The sequence below is a fragment of the Pseudomonas baetica genome, from assembly GCF_051216495.1.
Lineage (GTDB): Bacteria > Pseudomonadota > Gammaproteobacteria > Pseudomonadales > Pseudomonadaceae > Aquipseudomonas > Aquipseudomonas baetica_B.
This window is the reverse complement of record NZ_JBPKAM010000106.1, coordinates 1-20,917: the sequence shown is the minus strand read 5'-3', so window position 1 is coordinate 20,917 and position 20,917 is coordinate 1. Positions and strand designations below refer to the sequence as shown.

Sequence of the window (20,917 nt, the reverse complement as noted above, 5' to 3'; positions counted from 1 at the left end):
CCCACCCCCCCATAATCCTTTTTCCTCCCCCCCCCTCCTTTCCCTCCCCCCCCCCCCCCCCCCCCCCCCCCCCCGACCGGCCAATACAACTTTTCCCGCCGCCAACAAAAAGCCCACCAATCGGTGGGCTTCGTGTTTTCAAAGCGCTATCAGAACAACTTCAGCTTCGGCGCTTCTTCTTTCAACGGCTCGTTCTTCGCCGTCTGTTCGTTCCAGCCACCACCCAGTGCCTTGTACAGGTTTACCGCGCTGACCAGCTGCGCCAGGCGGTCGGTGATCAGGGCCTGTTGGGCACTGAACAGCTGACGCTGGGCATCGAGGAAGGTCAGGTTGCTGTCGACACCGATGCGGTAGCGACGCTCGGCCAGGCGGTAGTAGTCCTGGTTGGCGCTGACGAAATCACGCTGCGCCTGCAACTGGTGGGTGTAGGTCTCGCGGGCGGCCAGGCCATCGGCGACTTCCTGGAAGGCCGTTTGAATGGACTTCTCGTAGTTCGCCACGCCGATGTCTTTCTGGATTTTCGAGTAGTCCAGGCTGGCACGCAGGCTGCCGGCGTTGAAGATCGGCAGGTTGATCTGCGGCTGGAACAGCCAGGTGCCTGAACCGCCCTTGAACAGACCGGACAGGTCCGGGCTCAGGGTGCCGGCATTAGCGGTCAGGCTGATGCTCGGGAAGAACGCCGCCCGCGCCGCGCCGATGTTGGCGTTGGCGGCCTTGAGGTTGTACTCGGCTTGCAGGATGTCCGGACGACGTTGCAGCAAGTCCGACGGCAGGCCGGGCGGAACATCGCTCAGCAAATCGTCGTTGAGCGGCTTGGCCACTTGCAGGTTGGCCGGGATTCCGGTGCCGAGCAGCAGCACCAGGCTGTTTTCATCCTGGGCGACCTGGCGGGTGTAACGGGCCAGTTGCGCACGGGCGTTTTCCACCGAGGTCCGCGACTGCGCCAGGTCCAGGGCCGAGGCGACCCCCACTTCGTTGCTGCGGGCAGTGAGCTTGTAGCTCTCCTCAAACGCAGCAAGAGTGTCCTGGGTCAGCTTGTACAGTTCCTTGTCGGCCTGCCAGGTCAGGTAGGCATTGGCCACGGCGCCCACCAGGCTGATCTGGGTGCTGCGCCGACCTTCTTCGGTGGCAAAGTACTTCTGCAGGGCTTCTTCGTTCAGGCTGCGAATCCGACCGAACAGGTCGAGTTCATAAGCACTGATGCCGACGGTAGCCGAGTAGGAGCTGGTGATGCCTGCTTCACCGGTCTGCGAAGCATCGGCCGGAACGCGTTGGCGGTTGCCGGTGCCATTGGCCGAAACGGCCGGGAACAGATCGGCGCGGGAGATGCGGTATTGAGCCGCAAAGGCGTCGACGTTCAGGGCTGCGACACGCAGGTCTCGGTTGTTTTCCAGGGCAACCTGGATCAGCTGTTGCAGCGCCGGATCATGGAAAAACTGCTTCCAGCCTTGCTCTGCCGCCGCCTGCTCAGGCGCCTGGGCCGGCGAGTACGCCAGGCCCTGCGGGTACTGATCGGCCACCGGCGCGTCCGGCTGCTGATAATCGGGTATCAGCGAGCAGCCACCGAGCACGAAGGCGGCGACTGCCAGGGAGAGTAGCGACTTGCTCATTAGCCAGCCTCTTTAGAAGGTTCAATGGCAGCGTCCTGGTCGGCGACTTTACGCTGGCCCATGGACGATACGGTGACGAAGAACAGCGGGACCCAGAAGATCGCCAATACGGTGGCGGTGATCATACCGCCAATCACACCGGTACCGATGGCATGCTGGCTGCCCGAACCTGCGCCCGTGGAGATCGCCAGGGGCACTACACCGAGGACGAACGCGAGCGAGGTCATGATGATCGGTCGCAGACGCATGCGGCAGGCTTCGATCGCCGCATCGCGCAGGCTGCGCCCTTGCTCGTGCAGTTCCTTGGCAAATTCGACAATCAGAATGGCGTTTTTCGCCGCCAGGCCGATGGTCGTCAACAGGCCCACCTGGAAGTACACGTCGTTGGATAGGCCGCGCAGGCTGGTGGCCATCAGCGCACCGATGATCCCCAGCGGTACCACCAACATCACCGCGATCGGAATCGACCAGCTTTCATACAGCGCCGCCAGGCACAGGAACACCATCAGCAGCGACAGGGCGTACAGCGCAGGCGCCTGGGAGCCGGACAGCCGTTCCTCGTAGGACAGGCCGGTCCAGGAAATACCGACACCGGCCGGCAGTTTCTTGGCCAGGGCCTCGACCTCGGCCATGGCTTCACCGGTGGAGTAGCCCGGCGCCGGGGCACCGAGGATTTCCATCGCTTCCACGCCGTTGTAGCGAGCCAGTTTCGGCGAACCGTAGATCCACTCGCCCTTGGCGAATGCCGAGAACGGAACCATGGTGCCGGCGCTGTTGCGCACGTACCACTTTTGCAGGTCTTCAGGGCTCATGCGCGAGGCTGGCTGACCCTGGATGTACACCTTCTTCACCCGACCGCGGTCGATGAAGTCGTTGACATAGCTACTGCCCAGGGCAATCGACAGGGTGTTGTTGATGTCGGCGATGGTCACGCCCAGGGCACTGGCCTTCTCGTCATCGACTTCCAGCTGGAACTGCGGTTCATCGTTCAAGCCGTTCGGGCGCACCTGCGACAACACTTTGCTTTGCGCGGCCATGCCGAGGAACTGGTTACGAGCTTCCATCAGTTTTTCGTGGCCGATACCGGCGCGGTCTTGCAGGAACACGTCAAAACCAGTGGCGTTACCCAGTTCCAGTACGGCTGGTGGCGCGAAGGCGAACACCATCGCATCGCGGAAGGTGAAGAAGTGCTGCTGGGCACGGGCCACCACCTTGAACACGCTGTTGTCGGCGTTACGTTCGTGCCAAGGCTTGAGCATGATGAAGGCCATACCCGAGCTCTGGCCACGGCCGGCAAAGTTGAAGCCGGTCACGGTAAACACCGAGTTCACCGCATCGCCTTCACCGCCATCCTTGCCCGAACGCAGCAGGTATTCGCGCATTTCATCCACGACCACCTGGGTACGCTGGGAGGTCGAACCGGCCGGGGTCTGTACCTGGGCGAACAGTACGCCCTGGTCCTCTTCCGGCAGGAACGCCGTTGGAATGCGGGTGAACAGCCAGGCCATCCCGACCACGATGATGATGTACGCCAGCAGGTATGGCGCCTTGCGCGAAAGGATGTTGCCCACGCCGCGCTCGTAGCTGCGTACGCTACGGTCGAAGTTGCGGTTGAACCAGCCGAAGAAACCGCGTTTCGGCGCGCCGTGCTCGCCATGCGGAATGGCCTTGAGCATGGTGGCGCACAGCGCCGGGGTGAAGATCAGTGCAACCAGTACCGACAGGGCCATGGCCGAGACGATGGTGATCGAGAACTGCTTGTAGATCACACCGGTGGAACCGCTGAAGAACGCCATCGGCAGCAATACCGCCGAGAGCACCAGGGCGATACCGACCAGTGCACCCTGGATCTGCCCCATGGATTTCTTGGTGGCTTCCTTGGGTGACAGGCCTTCTTCGCTCATCACCCGTTCGACGTTTTCCACCACGACGATGGCGTCGTCCACCAACAAGCCGATGGCCAGCACCATGCCGAACATAGTCAGGGTGTTGATGCTGAAACCGGCTGCCGCGAGGATGCCGAACGTACCGAGCAATACCACCGGCACGGTCATCGTGGTGATCACGGTGGCGCGGAAGTTTTGCAGGAACAGGAACATCACCAGGAACACCAGCACGATCGCTTCGACCAGGGTTTCAACCACACCCTTGATCGATTCGGTCACCACCGGGGTGGTGTCGTACGGGAACACCACTTCCATCCCTTCCGGGAAGAACGGCTTGAGGCTGTCGATGGTCTTGCGCAGGGCCTTGGCGGTATCGAGGGCGTTGGCACCGTTGGCCAGTTTCACCGCCAGACCGGAAGCCGGTGCGCCGTTGAACTGGGCGTTGATGCTGTAGTTCTCGCCGCCCAGACCGACACTGGCGACGTCCTTCAAGCGAACCTGGGAACCGTCCTTGTTGACCTTGAGCAGGATCTTGTCGAACTGCTCGGCAGTCTGCAGACGGGTCTTGCCGATGATCGTCGCGTTCAACTGCGTATCGGGCAGGGCGGGCAGGCCGCCGAGCTGGCCGGACGAGATCTGCACGTTTTGTGCGGCGACGGCGGTTTTGACGTCGATCGGGGTCAGGTTGTAGTTGTTCAGCTTGGCCGGGTCGAGCCAGATACGCATGGCGTACTGGGAACCGAACACCTGGAAGTCACCCACACCGGCGGTACGGGAGATCGGGTCCTGCATGTTGGACACGATGTAGTTGGACAGGTCGTCCTTGGTCATGCTGCCGTCGCGGGACACCACGCCGATCACCAGCAGGAAGTTCTTCACTGCCTTGGTCACGCGGATACCCTGTTGCTGCACTTCTTGCGGCAGCAGCGGGGTGGCCAGGTTCAGTTTGTTCTGCACCTGAACCTGCGCGGTATCGGAGTTGGTGCCTTGCTCGAAGGTCGCGGTAATGGTCATGGTGCCGTCGGAGTTACTTTCCGAAGACACATAACGCAGGTTGTCGATACCGTTGAGCTGCTGTTCGATTACCTGGACCACAGTGTCCTGCACGGTCTGCGCGGAAGCGCCCGGGTAGGTCACGGAGATGGCGATCGCCGGAGGCGCAATGCTTGGGTATTGGTTGATCGGCAGTTTGAGGATCGAGAGTGCCCCGACCAGCATGATCACCAGGGCTATTACCCAGGCGAAAATCGGACGGTCGATAAAGAATTTCGACATGGTTTACTCCCCTTTGCCTGCGGAAGCCTGTGCAGCAGCTTTCGCGGGGGTCGGGTTCTTCGCGCTAACGTTGGTCGCCTCGGTGGCCTTGACTTCGATGCCAGGTTTGACGAATTGCAGCCCTTCGGTGATCAGGCGATCGCCGGCCTTCAGGCCGTCTTCGATCAGCCATTGGTTGCCGACGGTGCGGCTGGCCTTGAGCTGACGCAGTTCGACCTTGTTGTCGGGGCCGACGACCAGCGCGGTCGGGGTGCCCTTGAGGTCGCGGGTCACGCCTTGCTGCGGGGCCAGAATCGCCGCGCTGTTCACACCGGCCTTCAATTGGGCGTGGACGAACATGCCCGGCAGCAGCGTGTGATCAGGGTTCGGGAACACGGCGCGCAGGGTCACGGAGCCAGTGGTCTGGTCAACCGAGACTTCGGAGAACTCCAGCTTGCCTTCCTGCTTGTACGGGCTGCCGTCCTCGAGCATCAGCTTGACCGCCGCGGTGTTGTCGCCGGCCTTTTGCAGGCGGCCGCTTTCCAGTTCGCGGCGCAATTGCAGCAGTTCGACGGAAGACTGCGTGACATCGACGTAGATCGGGTCGAGTTGCTGGATGACCGCCATCGCTTCGGTCTGACCGTTGCTGACCAATGCGCCTTCGGTCACCGAAGAGCGACCGATGCGGCCGGTCAGCGGTGCGTAAACCTTGGTGTAGCGCACGTTGATCTGGGCCGATTGCAGCGCGGCTTCCGATTGCAGGCGGTTGGCCACGGCGGTGTCGTACTCCTGACGGCTCACGGCCTGCTCGTTGACCAGTTGCTGGTAGCGGTCGGAGATCGACTTGGTCGAACGCAGGTTGGCCTCGGCGCTTTTCAGGGTCGCTTCATAAACGGCCGGATCGATCTGGTACAGCTGTTGGCCGGCTTTGACATCGCCGCCTTCCTTGAACAGGCGCTTGAGAATGATGCCGTTGACCTGCGGACGTACTTCGGCAATGCGGAATGCGCTGGTGCGGCCCGGCAGTTCGGAGGTCAACGTAAACGTTTGCGGCTGCAAGGTGACGACGCCGACCTGAGGCGGTGGTGCGGCCGGCGCCGCTTCTTCCTTTTTGCATCCGCTAAGCAGTGCAGCAAGGGCGACGGCGGCGACCAAAGCGGTAACAGCTGGCTTGAATTGCATGAAAATCCTCGGGTCAGGCGCGTAGGGAACGCACAAGAAAAGATGGAAGGTTAAAAAATGAGTACCGGGTGGATAAGTAGCTTGCTAAGGAATATACTTACGTTCACGGTTGTTTGTAAATACCTTGCCTGTGTATCCCCGCCGTTACAGAAGCCGTCGCAAGGTTGGAATTGTAGGCCCGGGGACGAGCCCCAAGAACGCTCGCCCCGCTTTTATTCAGCTGATATTCAGACATCGCTGAAGCATCCCGATTGAGGTTGTACTGCCATGGTCCGTCGCACCAAAGAGGAAGCCCAGGAAACCCGCAACCAGATTCTCGAAGCGGCCGAAAAAGCCTTTTTCGAGCGGGGCGTGGCTCGTACGACGCTGGCAGACATCGCGACCCTGGCGGGCGTCACCCGTGGTGCCATTTACTGGCACTTCAGCAACAAGGCCGATTTGGTGCAGGCCATGCTCGACAGCTTGCATGAGCCCCTGGATGAACTGGCCAAGGCCGCGGAGAGCGAAGACGAACTCGACCCGCTGGGCTGCATGCGCCGATTGCTGATCCATTTGTTTCATGAAGTTGCGCTGGACCCCAAGACCCGGCGTATCAACGAGATTCTGTTTCATAAGTGCGAGTTCACCGATGAAATGTGCGATCTGCGCCAGCAGCGCCGCGAAGCCAGTCTCGACTGCAACATGCGCATTGGCCTGACCCTGCGTAACGCTGTGAACCGTGGACAGTTGCCGGAAGATCTAGACACCGTCCGCGCGGCGATCAGCATCCATGCCTATATAGACGGCCTGTTGTACCAATGGTTGCTTGCACCGGACAGTTTCCAGCTGCACACCGAGGCCGAGCGTTGGGTCGATATTGCAATCGATATGCTGCGTCTGAGCCCCAGCCTGCGTAAGTGAAACAACATGCGTAATCGGCTTCGTATGGTCAACCGGTGAGGCTGTAAATGAAGAGTTCTTCACCGGCCCTGTGGCAGAAGGGTGCTTTTATATACTTACGAATGCCAGGTTGACAGTTAGCACGCTCGGTAATTTGTAGGGATTTTGTGTCGATCCTGAGCACGGGGTTAGCAATGTGGCCTTTTGTGGGAGCGAGCCTGCTCGCGAAGGCGGCCTGACAGTCGACCTGGCTTTTGTTGACCGCGTACATATCCGTTGCTGCGGTAACGGCGGCTTATGGTTTCGCCCTTACGGCGAGTCACTTTTAACAAACGCCTTAAAAGTAACCAAAAGCGCTCGCCGGTATGACTCACCCACTCAGCCTCCCGATGGGGCGGGTGGATCAAAATCAAAAGCAAACGAGGCGAGCTGACACTCGACCTGGAGTGGTGGGTGTACCCAATTCCCTGTGGGAGCTGGCTTGCCAGCGATGACGGCCTGACAACCAACCAATCTCTCGCAGAAGTACCCAATCCATCGTGGGAGCAAGCCTGCTCGCGAAGGTCGTGAACGATAACGCGTATAACCAGATACCCCGCGACACCCTCGGGTTTTTCGCGAGCAGGCTCGCTCCCACAGAAGCCGCGCTACCTCCATTGCCAATAAGCCCCGGCTCTTTTGAGTCCGGGGCTTTCAAGTTCATGAGGTATCGCCGTAGCGCAACTTACTTGCGCTTGCGCTCACCACCTCGCTCCAACACCTTCACCACATCATCAATCACCGCTTTACTCATCGCCGTCAGGTAATGCGCGGCCCAGGCATGGCGGTCGGTGTCTTTGGCATAGGCGGCATCCATAGCGAGCTCTTTGGCGAGGAACAACAGGTTGGAGGCTTGGGCCAAGGCGTCGGCGATGGGGACGTCGCGGCAGACGTGGAACAGGGGTTGATTCGAGAGGTATAGGAATGGGGTGAAGCCTACTGTCTTTAGCTCTGCGGGGCAGGGCTGATCTGTTTTGGTCATGGTGCAACTCCTGACTTGAGGAGCTGCCACGTTCGTTTCCAAGCGAATGGTGGCAGCTGTACGCAGGTTGGAAAACCGGAAGTCAAGGAAACCGGCACGTCCGAAGACGTCCCACGTACAGCTGCCATAACACAAGGGCGCGGACGAACTGGCGTCCGCAGTTGTGATGGGACTGTTACGTTTGACTTGACGGGTTTCCAAGCCCGATCGCTGAAAGTTCAGCGACGTCCGGAGACTATCCCGTCAAAGAAAAGCGCAACAAGGCAAAAAGAGCCCAAAAACGAGATTCGGAGTTTGCCTACAACGCCCTACAGCGTCATCCGAAACATCGACACTTTAAGTAAACGCCACTAAACATCACCCATAAACAAACTGCCTGAAAATCCAGCGACCACAGCCAACTCAGAACCCATGACTGACTGAAAATCGGAAATAGCCATGATCGCTACTCTCCTTCTGCTCAGGCCGACACCTTACGACCACGTTTTGCCTTGGGCGCTGCGTCGCGCTGAGCCTTGATGCGCTCCAGCAGCACACTGGCAGGCTCGTCGTTCGGGTCCTGGGGCACCAGTTCACCGCGGAAAGCTTTGGCCAGGATGCTTTGGGTCAGGTGGTCGATGCGGGTTTTAGCCGAGGCGACTTTGGCTTCGAGTTGGTCGGCGAAGGCGAAGAGTTGTTCGACTCGGCGGACGATTTCGGTTTGTTCTTGCAACGAGGGCAAAAGAACAGGGACACTCATAACCGTTTGTTGATTAATTTTCGGCATATTGCCAGAGGTGCCCGTGGCGTTATCACGAAAATAGTTACGGGTTTCGTGGCTTGATAGACAGATATGAAGATATTTTGTGAGGATGTTATCTTTTGCTCTGCACTTCATCATTAAATCTGGGTAGATGAATTTCATCGGCTCGTCGTCATATATAACACTGACGCCAACATATTCCAATGTGTTTGCCCGTTGAATCAAGATGTCGCCTGGTTTCAACCATAAGTAGGAGTCAGGTGAAATTTCCTCGTCGATGTACTTAAAGAACTCACCTTTGAATACTCCTGCGGTAGTGGCAGACAAGCTCAAGGTTTTTGTTGAAGTTTCGTGCGCAACGGTCTTTGGTGAGTAACCATTTTTTGGTTTTCCCTCGATCACGTCTGCTAGCGTTAAGCTTATCCAGTCGGCTGACTTACCTTGCCTCCAGTCTCCTGTCAGCCGGCCGGAGATAGCCGACGCGATGACTGATTGATGAAAACGTTTGAGTAGGAGAGGAATGGTATGGATACGGGTTTTTAGGGTTTCAACGTGGGCGAGCACTTCATCGAGCTTTTTGGCGATGCGGAGTTGTTCGTTGAGCGGTGCTAATTGAACTTCAAGCGAAAAGAAGCGATCGCGGGTCATGTTCATGCCGCTATCACTTATTCCTGTTTTTATGCCGTCAATTTTCTCTTTCAGTTCAGATGTTCTAAGTAAATACGTTAGAAACTTAGGTGCTACGTATTGTTGGTTGGGTCTGAAACGATAAATTTTTCCGGAAAATATCAGCTTCTCTCGAGTTTTTTCGACATGGCATATCACACCGCATCTTGAGCGAGGACCTGCACAGGTCATTAGCAAGTCACCAGCTTTAACTTCAATATCAGGCCTTGGAGTTAGTTTTGATGGCAGGTTTTTATTTTCGGCTTCCAGAAAGTAACCATCTTGCACCGCCGTTGTTTTAAGAACGCCCCATTCGCCTTCAGCGGCAGGAACACTGTCGCATTGGGGGCTCCAACCCTGCTGTAGGACTTTTCCATTCTCTAACTGTCCTAGTAAGTCTTCGAGCAAGCAATCGGCCCAGCCATTCGGCAACTCACTCATCCCCATTCTCCTGAGCCACCACCAACCCCATCACTTCCGCCATCAACTGCTTCTGCGCCGCAACTTCATCCTCGGCGCCCAACGCCTTCATCAACTCTTCCAACTCATGCAACGCCTCAGTCAGCTCAGCCATCGCCTCACCCGCCAGCACTTCCGGCGCGGGCAAGTCATTGGCATCCAGACTGTCAGAATCCTTCAGCCATGTGATATCCAGCGAATCCCCACGCTGTTCAATGTAATCACGGTTAAACACCCGGAAACGGCTCAGCTCACCAATCCCCTCAACATTCTCCGCCCGCGGGCTGTTGCCATTGGCATCTTCACCGTAAGCGTCTTCAAATGATTTGAGATAGCTGGCCCCAAACGGCGTACGTTTACCAAAACTCGGCATGTTGCTGCGCAAGTCGTACACCCATACCCGCTGAGTACAACCCTCATCCTGATGAGCATCGTCCACCGCGCCCTTCTGAAAGAACAGCACGTTGGTTTTCACGCCCTGTGCATAAAAGATCCCGGTAGGCAGCCGGAGGATGGTGTGCACGTTGCACTTGTTCATCAAGTCGCGACGGATGTCAGTACCCACTCCGGCCTCGAACAGCACGTTGTCCGGCAGCACCACGGCAGCACGGCCACCCGGTTTAAGCCCACGGTAGATGTGCTGGAGAAACGCCAACTGCTTGTTGGCGGTGGGATAACGCAAGTCGGTACGGCTTGGCAGGCCGCCGCCTCTGGAAGTACCAAAAGGCGGGTTACTGAGTATCAGGTCAGCCGGTGGCAGGCTCTGTCCATCCGGCGACAAGGTGTCGCCAAACCGCACACCGCTCGACCCGTCGGACTCCAGGTCATGCAGCATCAGGTTCATCAGTGCCATGCGGTGGGTATCAGGCACCAACTCGATGCCATGGAACTGCTTGCGGTAGCGCGCAAACTGCTCGACGGTCAGCGACTCCAGGTCGTGATGCTCGTCAAGATAATGGTTGGCCGCGATGAGGAAGCCGCCGGTGCCGGCCGCCGGGTCTTGAATGCTCTCGTACAGGCGCGGTTTGATGCAGCGGATGATGCTGTCAATCAAGGGGCGCGGGGTGAAGTACTGGCCTGCACCGGACTTGGTTTCACCGGCATTCTTTTCCAACAGGCCTTCATACAGGTCGCCCAGGCCTTCCTGGCGTGCCGAGTACCAGTTGAGTTCATCGATGGCCTTGACCAGTGTGGTCAGGGTCGCGGGCTTGCGGATGAACGACGTGGCGTTGGCGAAGATTTGCCGGGTGATTGCGCTGCCATGGTTGCCCAGGTACAGCAATTGCGCCCGGTAGAAGTCGAGGTCGGCCCGTGCCGCCGCGTACTCCAGGTTTTCCCAGCGGTAATCTTCGGGAAGTTGGTCTTCGCGGCCGATCTCTTTGGCCATTTTCAGGAACAGCAGGTAAGTGAGCTCGGTCACGTACTGGTGGTAAGTAACGCCGTCGCTGCGCAGGACGTGGCAAAGGTTCCAGAGTTTCTGGACGATATCTTGGGTTACGGGTTTCATGAGGTTCTCTGGATCGGTTGCCCTGATTCAAGGGCAAAAAACGGCCGCGCGCCGTTGGGCGCGCGGGAATGTCATGGTCAGGCTTGCTTGGCCCAGACCGCTTCGTTGAGCTCTTCGATCAAACTTTGCAATTTGCCATCGAAGAAACCGTCGATGCGCCCGAAGCCACCTTGGCTGCGCAGTGGGCCATTATCGATGACGTCGCGGTCGAGCACATCGTTTTGTTTAAGCTGTCGTCCCAGTTTGTTCAGCCACTCCAGTTGCAGCGGCGTGAACTCGGAGTGCTTCTGGCGGATACGGTTGATGGCCATGTCCACGCGGCGCTCGAATGGCAGGAGCGGGTCGCCGAGCGCTGCTTGACGAATGAAGCCAATGATACCAGCTGCAATCGCCTCGTCGGTACGTTGAGTCCAGGCGGTGGTCAGCGCTCGCTCGTTGAAACCGGCGTTATCGAGTATCGCAGCGACTTTCAGCAGATCCGCCCGGGTCAGCTCACGTGGCCGCTGTAACACGGCCAGCAGGGCGGGGATCTCGTTGCTGTGCTGTTTGAGGTACGCGGAGAAACTTTCCAGATAGTCCTCGGGCTTGCCGTAGAACGGCGCAACGCTCACCACCTTGTCATCCTGCGGTGCGATGGGAATATGCGCTTTGGGGCTCTGCGACTTGGCATCCAGCAGCTCGCCAATCCATGTGTTCTGGCCAAACCATTGCGCCATTTCAGGCAGTGATTTTTCCTTGAGGAAGGTCGCCAGCTCTTCGGGGGGCATACCGGTTTCGGCCTGTACGGTCGCGCGTTGACGATCGTCCAGATGACGAGCCTTGCGCTGCAGCTTGGCAATGAACTGGTCGCGAATCAGCTGGCGGGCAGCCTCGTCCTGTTGCTCGACCATTTCGCGACCCAGCTGAGTGAAGCTGATGTTCGGGTTGACGACGACCGGTCGCATCGTGGTGTTTTGCAGCATGTCTTGGTAGGTGCCCACCGCATCGAAGATCTTGAACGCTTCCTTGTCGAGGTCATCGCAGCGGCGCGTGGCGCGGCCGAGCATCTGCTCGAAGAGGATGCGGCTATTGACCTTGCGCAAAAACACCAGGTTGCAGATGGCGGGTACGTCGATGCCTGTCGTCAGCAGGTCTACGGTCACGGCGATGGCCGGCAGTCGCTCGGTCCGGAAGTTGCGGATCTGTTGCAGCGGCTGGTCGGATGCGCCGGTGATTTTGCGTACCTGATCATCGTTGATTTTGCCGGGATATCGTTGTTGCATGGCCTTTTTGAGCAGATCGACGACCATGTCCGCGTGGGCATCGGTGACGCAGAAAATGACCGTTTTATCAGGGCCGAACGGGTTGATGTGCTTGACCAGCTCTTCGCAGATCGCCTTGTTGAAGGGCGAGGTAATGACGTTGCGGTTGAAGTCGCTGATATCGAACGAGAGTTCATCGGGCGTGTTGAAGGACACGATGTCTTGGCTGTCGGGTCGGTAAACGTCCACCTGATCGCCTGCGTTCCAGTGAATGCCATCCTGATACAGCTGGGTCTCGATGACCACTGGCGGGTCGTAATCGATCAGCACGCCATCGAGAACGGCTTCGCGGTAGCTGTAGAAGTACACCGGCTCCCCGAAAATTTGCGTGGTATGCAGGGCGGGCGTTGCAGTCATGCCAATGCGCACGGCATCGAAGTGTTCGATGACCTTACGGTATTTGGAGATGTAGTCATCCTGATCGCGGAAGCTGAATTCAGTATCGGACAGCTCTCGATCCAGCAAATACCCACGGTGGCATTCATCGATGATGATGCAGTCATAGTCGTCGACGGCGGGTGCTTTATCGGGCTCATTGCCGAGCAGGCGGGCGGACATGCCTTGTACCGTCGCAATATGCACGGAGGTTTCCGCTTGCGCGGCGGGCTTGTCGATGTCCGCGATGCCAAACGCGTCGGCGAAGGTTTGCAGGGTTTGCACCCGCGTATCTTTGAAGCTGTTGCCGGCCTGCTCGCCGAGCGAGGTTCGGTCGACAAGGAACAGCACGCGGCGGAAACGTCGAGTCTTGAGCAGGCGGTAGAGCAATGCGATGCAAGTTTTAGTCTTGCCGGTGCCTGTAGCCATGGCCAGCAGGCATTCTCGCTTGCCGTCGCGCAGGCTTTTTTCGACCGCCTCGATCGCCTTGCGTTGGTAGTCACGCAGGTCGAAACCGAATTCGAACGGCATGGCTTCGAGTTCTGCCTGGGCCTTGGGAATGTCTTGTCTGAGCAGCTCCTTCAATCCTGAAGGGCTGTACCAACCGTCCAAGGCACGACGAAGGTTGGTGGGCAGGCGCAGATCATTGAACCAGATGCCTGATAGCGTCTCGACCTGTTTCAGGTAAGGACGGCCGTTGCTGGAAAAGACAAAGGGAGCGTTGTATTTGCCCCATGGGCCACCCGCCAGATTGAACGCATCAGGCTGAATGCCACTGGCGTAGCGCTTGGCCTGATCGATGGCGGCTGACACGTTCTTGTTTTTGCGCTTGGCTTCCACCACCGCCACCAATTCCATCCCGTGGAACAGCGCATAGTCCGCCGGACCATTGGCCGTTGGCCATTCAGCAATTGCCTTGTAGCGGCCAGGTTCTGGTCGTGCGCCCTTGCTGTAGCGAATCTGAACCGTGTCGACTTCCCAGCCCACCGCTGACAGCTGAGCATCGATAAGCACTCGGGTGGCCGACTCGTCCAACACCACTTGTTTGGCGGCGCCTGCGGCGCGTTGCATGTAGGTTTTTTGTTGGCTGTCATTGAGGCCGTGGCGTTGCAGCTCTTCAAGCTTGGCTTGCAATTGCTGCTTGCTGGCTTCTTCTTCGGTCGCCAGGGACTGCCAAAGCCGTGCTTCCTCTTCCAGGGATTGGGCCCGTAGAGCGACTTCTTCGGCTTGGGTGAGGACTTTCGCAAGCTCGTTGTCAGCATCTGCCTTGAGCTTGCGCAGGCTTTCCAGTTCTTGCTGGACATCGTCGGGAATCGTCGGCGGTATTTCTGGAATGATGAATCCGCCGGCCTTGAGCAGGGGGTTGCCAAAGGTGCGCTGGAACCACAACCCCAGTTGATTGTTGATTTTCAGAGCCTGGAGGGCGCCACGAAGATCATCGGCAAACTGATGGTTGGCTTCGTTGCCCATTTTGCGCACGGCATGCAAGGCGTTTTGGATCTCGGCGGAGATGATGCCGTCCCGGCTGAGCATCTGGATCAGCTGTGACTGCGTCTGTAGAGCATCCAGCTTGAAGCGGCCCAATCTGGCTGCCGTTTCCTGGGTCAGCAGCTCCGCGAACTGACGAGACTTGAGCAGGCTTGTGTTCGGATCATCCTTTAGATACTGCTCCGCGCGGTACCCGATTTTTGCCAGTTCACCGCTCAACTGCGACAGATGAGAGAAATTTGAGGAATGGTCCTTCATCACCTTTACCTGATTGCCTACATGACAGAGGGCAAACATAACCTAATGCAGGTAAGGGAGCACGCGTGAGATGTTGAATTGCCATCTTTTAGACGGGGAGGGGACGTAGTGCGGGAGAGACGACAGACAAGCATCAACAAAAAAGCCCCGGCTCTCACGAGTCCGGGGCTTTCGCATTTCAACTGCTAACGATTACAGCGTCGGATAGTCGATGTAGCCGACGGGTCCTTTGCCATAGAAGGTTTCCGGGTGCGCCTCGTTCAGCGGTGCATCCGCTTTCAAACGCGCCGGCAAGTCCGGGTTGGCAATGAACGGAATACCAAACGCCACCGCATCAGCCTTGCCAGCCGCCAGCCAGGCGTTGGCGCTGTCCTTGGTGAAGCGTTCGTTGACGATGTACGGGCCGCCGAAGGCTTCCTTGATTTGCGGGCCGAGGCTGTCGGCGCCTTCTTTTTCGCGGGAGCAGATGAAGGCGATACCGCGCTTGCCCAGTTCGCGGGCGACGTAGGTGAAGGTTTCGGCCAGGTTGTCGTCGCCCATATCGTGGGAGTCGGCACGTGGTGCCAAGTGCACGCCGACACGGCCGGCGCCCCAGACTTCGATGGCGGCGTCGGTCACTTCCAGCAGCAGGCGAGCACGGTTTTCCACGGAGCCGCCGTATTGGTCGGTGCGCTGGTTGGTGCTGCTTTGCAGGAACTGGTCGAGCAGGTAGCCGTTGGCGCCGTGGATTTCCACGCCGTCGAAACCGGCGGCCTTGGCGTTTTCCGCGCCGACGCGGTAGGCGTCGACGATGTCGGCGATTTCAGCGGTTTCCAGGGCGCGTGGGGTCGGGTAGTCGGCCAGTGGACGAACCAGGCTGACGTGACCTTTAGGTTGGATGGCGCTCGGTGCGACCGGTTTTTCGCCGTTCAGGTACGACTCATGGGAGACACGGCCAACATGCCACAGTTGCAGGAAGATCTTGCCGCCCGCGCCGTGGATCGCCTTGGTGACGTTGGTCCAGCCACGCACCTGGTCGTTGGACCAGATGCCCGGGGTGTCCGGGTAGCCGACGCCCATCGGGGTCACCGAAGTGGCTTCGCTGAGGATCAGGCCCGCCGAAGCGCGTTGAACGTAGTACTCGGCCATTAGCGCATTCGGTACGCGACCTTCGTCGGCGCGGCAGCGGGTCAGGGGAGCCATGATGATGCGGTTGGACAGCTCGAGGTCGCCCAGTTTGATCGGATCGAAAATCGTCGTCATTAATACAACCCTCGTGAGGTATCAGTTGGTAGCAGGAGCCAGTTCGGGGTTACCGCTCTGACGGAAAGTGATCAGGGTCAGGACCAGGGCGAATACCGCCAGTGCGGCGGCCGCGAGTGGCACGCTGGTCAGGCCGAAGCCGTGGGCGATGACACTGCCGCCGACCCAGGCGCCCAGGGCGTTGCCGACGTTGAAGGCGCCGATGTTCAGGGTCGAGACCAGGTTCGGTGCAGCCTTGCCGTAGGTCACCACGTTGACTTGCAGAGCCGGCACGGCGGCGAAACACGCGGTGGCCCAGAGGAATAGGGTGATTTCAGTCGGGATCAGCGCGACGCTGGTCCAGGTCAGCACGGTGGATACCACGGCCATTGCGATGAAGACGCCGATCAGCGTCGCCGCCAGGCCTTTGTCAGCCAGCTTGCCGCCGATGATGTTGCCGACGGTCAGGCCCAGGCCGATGAGCATCAGGGTCCAGGTCACGCCGCGAGGGGAGACGCCGGTGACATCGCCCAACAGCGGCGCGACGTAGGTGAACAGGGTGAACACCGAGGCGGCGAACATCGCGGTCATGCTCAGGGACAGCCAGATACCGGCACCCTTGAGGGCGCGCAGTTCGGCGCGCATGTCGAGTTTTTCTTCATCGCGCTTGGCCGGCAGGAAGCGAATCAGGCCAATCAGCGCGATTACACCAATCACGGTTACTGCCCAGAAGGTCGAGCGCCAGCCGGCTTGCTGGCCGAGCGCAGTGCCCAGCGGCACGCCGAGGACGTTGGCCAGGGTCAGGCCGGTGAACATCAGGGCCACGGCGGAAGCGCGTTTGTTGGCGGGCACCAGGCCAGCCGCCACCACCGAACCGATACCGAAGAAGGCACCGTGGCAGAGGGCGGTGACCACACGGGCGAACATCAGCACGTTGTAGTCACTGGCCACCGCACAGAGCAGGTTGCCGACAATGAAGATGCCCATCAACGCTACCAGGGCGGCCTTGCGCGGCAGTCTGGCGGTGGCCAGTGCCATGAACGGCGCACCGATGGCTACACCCAGGGCGTAACCGGTCACCAGCCAGCCGGCGCCGGGGATCGACACACCGAGATCGGCCGCCACGTTGGGCAGCAAGCCCATGATGACGAATTCGGTGGTGCCGATGGCGAAGGCGCTTAAGGCCAGTATGAGTAGCGAGAGGGGCATCGTTTTATTCCTTTTGGCTGGCTGACGTTAAGGGTCAGAGCTCTTTACTGAAGATGCGGAGGAACTCCTGAATGGTTTCCTCATTGCGTTTGAAAAAGTGCCATTGGCCGACTTTGCGGCTGCTGATCAGGCCGGCGCGCTGCAGGGTCGCCAGGTGTGCGGACACCGTGGACTGCGACAGGCCGCAACGTTGATCGATCTGCCCGGCGCAAACGCCGTGCTCGTTGCTGTGAGACTGATCGGGGAATTCGACGGTCGGGTCTTTCAGCCAGTGCAGGATGTCTCGCCGTACCGGGTGCGCCAGGGCTTTTATAATTTCGTCGAGGTCAAGGTTCATGATCGGGGGCTCGTGATGTGTAAAACGCTATATCGCGATGAAGCGAACTTTAAATCGGTATTTCGCGATATACCAATATGATTTTGGTCTGATGATCGAATAAATCGGTATATCGGGTTATAACGATACGTTAGGTGTAACTATGCCAAGGGGCAGTGCTAAGCTGCGCCCATGAACTATCTCGCACATCTTCACCTCGGTGGCCAGCGCCCCGGTCAATTGCTCGGCAGTCTGTATGGCGATTTCGTCAAGGGACGACTGCAGGGGCAGTTTGATCCGGAGATCGAAACGGCCATCCAGCTGCATCGCAGCATCGACGTGTTCACCGACCGCCATCCGCTGGTGGATGCCTCGTTGTCGCGTTTTTCCCTGACCCGCCGGCGCTACGCGGGGATCGTCCTTGACGTGTTTTTTGACCACTGTCTGGCGCGGGACTGGACGTTGTATGCGGACCGGCCATTGGAGCTGTTCACTTCGGACGTGTACCGAGTGCTGTCCAGTCAGCCGCAATTGCCAGAGCGTCTGGCGAGGATCGCACCGCACATGGTGGCCAATGACTGGTTGGGGTCTTACCGCGATTTCGAAGTGCTGGAGCAGGTGCTGCGGGGGATTTCACGGCGCTTGACCCGGCCCGAAGAGCTGGCGGCGGCGATGCAGGAATTGCGGGCGTTGTACGAGCCGTTGAGCGAGGATTTCCGGTTGTTCTATCCGCAGCTTCAGGACTTTGCCCAGAACCATCCAACACCGTAAATCACTGTGGGAGCGGGCTTGCCCGCGATGGCGGTGGTCCAGCCAACATAGATGCTGGATGATCCGGCCTCATCGCGGGCAAGCCCGCTCCCACAGGTTCTTTGTTTAAGCTGCAATCGCGGGACGCATCGGCGCTCGCTGAGTTTCCGGAATCGCACCAAACAACGCTTTCTGCACCGCCTGCTGCGCTTCGAACGCCAGTGCCGCGCGCTCCCGGCCTTCGCACGGGATCGGCTTGAGCAAGTGGATTTCCACACCGCCACGGTCATTGGCGAACAACCGCATCAGGTGCGACAGCAAATCGTCGTCGCCAATGAACGGCGCCAGCGCGCAAGGCTCGCCGTCACGCACATAACGAATCGCCACCGGTTGCAGTTTCACTTCGGAATCGATCGCCGCCGACAGCAGGCGACCATGAAAGGTGCGCAGCGAGCGTCCATCGGTGGTGGTGCCTTCGGGGAACATCAGCAACGGATGTTCCTGTTGCAAGTGGCGGGTCATTTGTTTGCGGATCAATTGGCTGTCGCCCGAACCGCGACGGATAAACAGGCTGCCGGCCTTTGCCGCCAACCAGCCCGCCACCGGCCAGGTGCGCACTTCAGCCTTGGACAGGAACGACAACGGGGTGAGCATCCCCAGCAGCGGGATGTCGGTCCAGGACACGTGGTTGCTGACCCAGAGCATCGGCGTCTTCGGCAGTTCACCGTGCACGGTCACGTCGAAGGGCAGGGCATTGCTCAGCCGTGCCATGAAAAAACGCGACCAGCGCTGGCGACGCACCATCGAATGGGCCAGGCCCAATCGTTCGAACACGCCGAACACGCTGGCCATGCACAGGCCCAACACCACCACCAGCAGCACCCGGGCGATTCGCGCGTAAACGCGCAACCGACGCATCACACCGCCGCCTTGAAGTGTTTGGCGTAACGCGGGCACAGCTCGTCGCGCTTGAGCAGGATGAACACGTCGGCCACCTGGAAGTCTTCGTCCCAGCACGGCTCGCCACAGATCTTCGCGCCCAGGCGCATGTAGGCCTTGAGTAGCGGTGGCATTTCGGCGATCACGTTGGAAGGGATGTCCAACGCGGGCAACGGTTTTTTCGGCTCGGCGCGCAGGTGTTCTGTGCACAGGTAACGCTCGCGCAGGCGCTGCATGATGGCGTGGGCCTGAATACCGCCGTCTTGCATCGGAATGCTGGCGCAGCCCATCAAGTAGCTGTATCCGCCCTGGTTCAGCACTTCCGCCAATTCGCCCCAGAGCACAGCGATAGTGCCGCCGTTGCGGTAGGCCGGGTCGACGCAGGTGCGGCCGATTTCCAGGATGGGGCCTTGCAGGTGAACCAGGCCATGCAGGCTGAATTCTTCTTCGCTGTAGAACTTGCCCAGGCTGCTGGCAGCCGTGTGGTCGAGCAGGCGGGTGGTAGCCACCAGGCGCCCGGTATTCAGGTCGCGCACGCCGATGTGGAAGCAGTGAATGTCGTAGTCATCCATGTCCAGACCCAGCTCCGCGCCCTTCAGTTTGGCGTTGAATTCGCCGCTGAATACGTTGAATCGCAGGGCCTGTGCTTCTTGCAGAGCCTCGGCCCCGACAAGACGTTCGGCTTGCAGGCGGCGTTCGTTGCCGGTGTCGCTGATGCGGGCGATCTGAGTCATGGCGAATCTCCGTGCGGGCTGCTCACCCGTCTTTGGGCTACAGCGAATCGACTTTCTTTGTCTAGCCGTGTTGTGCAAAGTCAGGCTATGTAGCCCCGGTGTCATCGCCATTAAGCTTTGGTGATGCTTATATGACAGCCCACAAGGAGCCTCTTATGCCCTGGCAAACCCTGTTGAATCGTCGCGACCGCTTGCCCGCCAACCCGGATCTGGGTGAGGGGTTCGTGACGCTGTTGCAGTTGTTGGGCAACGTCACTCCATTCGAGCTGGCCGTGGCCGGTGGACGCCTGATGGCGACACCGGGTCTGGCGTTTCTGGTGGGCTATCAGGCGGCGTTGCGCATGCTCTGGCCGAGCGCGCCGTTGAGCCTTGGCGCGTTGTGCGCGACCGAGCAACGCAGCTTGCGACCGGCCGACATGCAGACCCGTCTGACCGGTTTGCGCTTGAGCGGACGCAAGGATTTCGTCACCGCCGGCGATGCGGCGGACTGGCTACTGATCGCCGCCCGCAGCGAGCAACCCGGCGACGATCCGCGTTTGAGCCTGGCGGTGGTCTACCCCGATGAACCGGGTGTGCGGGTGGAAAAACTCCCGGCGATCCCGTTGATGCCGGACATCAGTCATGGCCGGTTGTTTCTGGATAACGCGTTGTGCGAATTGCTGGCGGGGGATGGTTGGGACGCCTATGTCAAACCGTTCCGGACCCTGGAAGACATCTATGTGCTCAGCGCGATGACCGCTTGGCTGTATGGCGTCGGTCAGGACAGTGACTGGCCGCAAAACCTGCAACTGCGCTTGCTGGCGTTGCTGGCCGGTTGCGCGGAAGTCTGCCGGCAGCCTCCGAGTAGTCCGGCCGGGCATGTGTTGTTGGGCGGGTTGTTTGCGCAGTTCGAAGGGCTCAAGGGTGAGATTAACCAAGCGTTGGCCGATGGCCCGCCGCAGTGGGCGGCGATGTGGCAGCGCGATCAAGCGGTGATGGATCTGGCGGCGGGGGCTCGGGGCAAGCGGTTGGCCAAGGCACTGGCGGCGTATTGAAGGCCGTCTTCGCGGGGAAAGGCTCTCCCCCCAAGGCACGGACTCCCCCCTGAGGGGAGGGAACCACTTCAAAAAAAAAGCTTCCT

Annotated in this window: 15 protein-coding genes; 3 read left to right on the top strand and 12 right to left on the bottom strand. The window is 59.3% G+C overall.

The genetic code is table 11. From position 1 onward, the window contains the following. Positions 1-149: 149 nt before the first annotated feature. The 3 genes from emhC to ACSFE6_RS26325 are packed head-to-tail and all read right to left on the bottom strand — an operon-like array spanning position 150 to position 5,932. Positions 150-1,610 carry an efflux RND transporter outer membrane subunit EmhC gene (gene emhC, locus ACSFE6_RS26335; protein ID WP_435430333.1) on the bottom strand — a complete coding sequence of 487 codons (1,461 nt, stop codon included), beginning with the start codon at positions 1,608-1,610 and terminating at the stop codon, positions 150-152. Then, a complete protein-coding gene (emhB, locus tag ACSFE6_RS26330) occupies positions 1,610-4,771 on the bottom strand; it encodes an efflux RND transporter permease subunit EmhB (RefSeq protein ID WP_435430332.1) in 3,162 nt (1,053 codons plus the stop codon). The genes emhC and emhB overlap by 1 nt, the downstream gene beginning before the upstream one ends. 3 nt (positions 4,772-4,774) lie before the next feature. Beyond that, a complete protein-coding gene (locus ACSFE6_RS26325) occupies positions 4,775-5,932 on the bottom strand; it encodes an efflux RND transporter periplasmic adaptor subunit (protein ID WP_435430331.1) in 1,158 nt (385 codons plus the stop codon). Between the two features lie 267 nt (positions 5,933-6,199). Between ACSFE6_RS26325 and emhR the strand changes: the two genes are divergently transcribed. Next, on the top strand, positions 6,200-6,832 hold the full coding sequence (gene emhR / locus ACSFE6_RS26320) for an efflux system transcriptional repressor EmhR (RefSeq protein ID WP_435430330.1): 633 nt from the start codon (positions 6,200-6,202) through the stop codon (positions 6,830-6,832). A gap of 703 nt (positions 6,833-7,535) precedes the next feature. Here emhR and ACSFE6_RS26315 read toward each other — a convergent pair. From ACSFE6_RS26315 to ACSFE6_RS26285, 7 genes are all read right to left on the bottom strand, one after another. After that, positions 7,536-7,832 (bottom strand): DUF3077 domain-containing protein, encoded by a 297-nt coding sequence (locus ACSFE6_RS26315; protein ID WP_435430329.1) that lies wholly within the window; start codon positions 7,830-7,832, stop codon positions 7,536-7,538. A gap of 460 nt (positions 7,833-8,292) precedes the next feature. Further along, complete coding sequence (locus ACSFE6_RS26310) at positions 8,293-9,681, bottom strand: restriction endonuclease subunit S (protein WP_435430328.1); 1,389 nt, start codon at positions 9,679-9,681, stop codon at positions 8,293-8,295. Then, the gene (locus ACSFE6_RS26305) at positions 9,674-11,206 is read right to left on the bottom strand and encodes an N-6 DNA methylase (protein WP_435430327.1); all 1,533 of its coding nucleotides are present in this window, start codon (positions 11,204-11,206) and stop codon (positions 9,674-9,676) included. Before ACSFE6_RS26305 ends, ACSFE6_RS26310 begins: the two co-directional genes overlap by 8 nt. Positions 11,207-11,283: 77 nt before the next feature. Beyond that, positions 11,284-14,628, bottom strand: coding sequence for a type I restriction-modification system endonuclease (gene hsdR, locus ACSFE6_RS26300; RefSeq protein ID WP_435430326.1), 3,345 nt, complete (start codon positions 14,626-14,628; stop codon positions 11,284-11,286). A 192-nt stretch (positions 14,629-14,820) separates the two neighbouring features. Further along, a complete protein-coding gene (locus ACSFE6_RS26295; RefSeq protein WP_435430325.1) occupies positions 14,821-15,870 on the bottom strand; it encodes an alkene reductase in 1,050 nt (349 codons plus the stop codon). 21 nt (positions 15,871-15,891) lie between these two features. Then, positions 15,892-17,058, bottom strand: coding sequence for an MFS transporter (locus ACSFE6_RS26290; protein ID WP_435430324.1), 1,167 nt, complete (start codon positions 17,056-17,058; stop codon positions 15,892-15,894). Between the two features lie 34 nt (positions 17,059-17,092). After that, positions 17,093-17,395, bottom strand: a complete 303-nt coding sequence (locus tag ACSFE6_RS26285) for an ArsR/SmtB family transcription factor (protein WP_175392598.1) — start codon at positions 17,393-17,395, stop codon at positions 17,093-17,095. A 171-nt stretch (positions 17,396-17,566) separates the two neighbouring features. On the opposite strand from ACSFE6_RS26285, the gene ACSFE6_RS26280 reads away from it, so the two are divergent. Beyond that, positions 17,567-18,145: an ACP phosphodiesterase gene (locus ACSFE6_RS26280; RefSeq protein WP_435430323.1), complete on the top strand. Its 579-nt coding sequence runs from the start codon at positions 17,567-17,569 to the stop codon at positions 18,143-18,145. 105 nt (positions 18,146-18,250) lie between these two features. Here the strand turns inward: ACSFE6_RS26280 and ACSFE6_RS26275 are convergent, their stop codons facing one another. Both ACSFE6_RS26275 and olsB read right to left on the bottom strand, forming a co-directional pair. Continuing rightward, entirely contained in the window at positions 18,251-19,042 is a 792-nt protein-coding gene (locus tag ACSFE6_RS26275; protein WP_435430322.1) for a lysophospholipid acyltransferase family protein, read from the bottom strand. Then, complete coding sequence (gene olsB, locus ACSFE6_RS26270) at positions 19,042-19,797, bottom strand: L-ornithine N(alpha)-acyltransferase (protein WP_435430321.1); 756 nt, start codon at positions 19,795-19,797, stop codon at positions 19,042-19,044. The genes ACSFE6_RS26275 and olsB overlap by 1 nt, the downstream gene beginning before the upstream one ends. A gap of 155 nt (positions 19,798-19,952) precedes the next feature. On the opposite strand from olsB, the gene ACSFE6_RS26265 reads away from it, so the two are divergent. Continuing rightward, positions 19,953-20,831: an acyl-CoA dehydrogenase gene (locus ACSFE6_RS26265; RefSeq protein WP_435430320.1), complete on the top strand. Its 879-nt coding sequence runs from the start codon at positions 19,953-19,955 to the stop codon at positions 20,829-20,831. Positions 20,832-20,917: the final 86 nt, after the last annotated feature.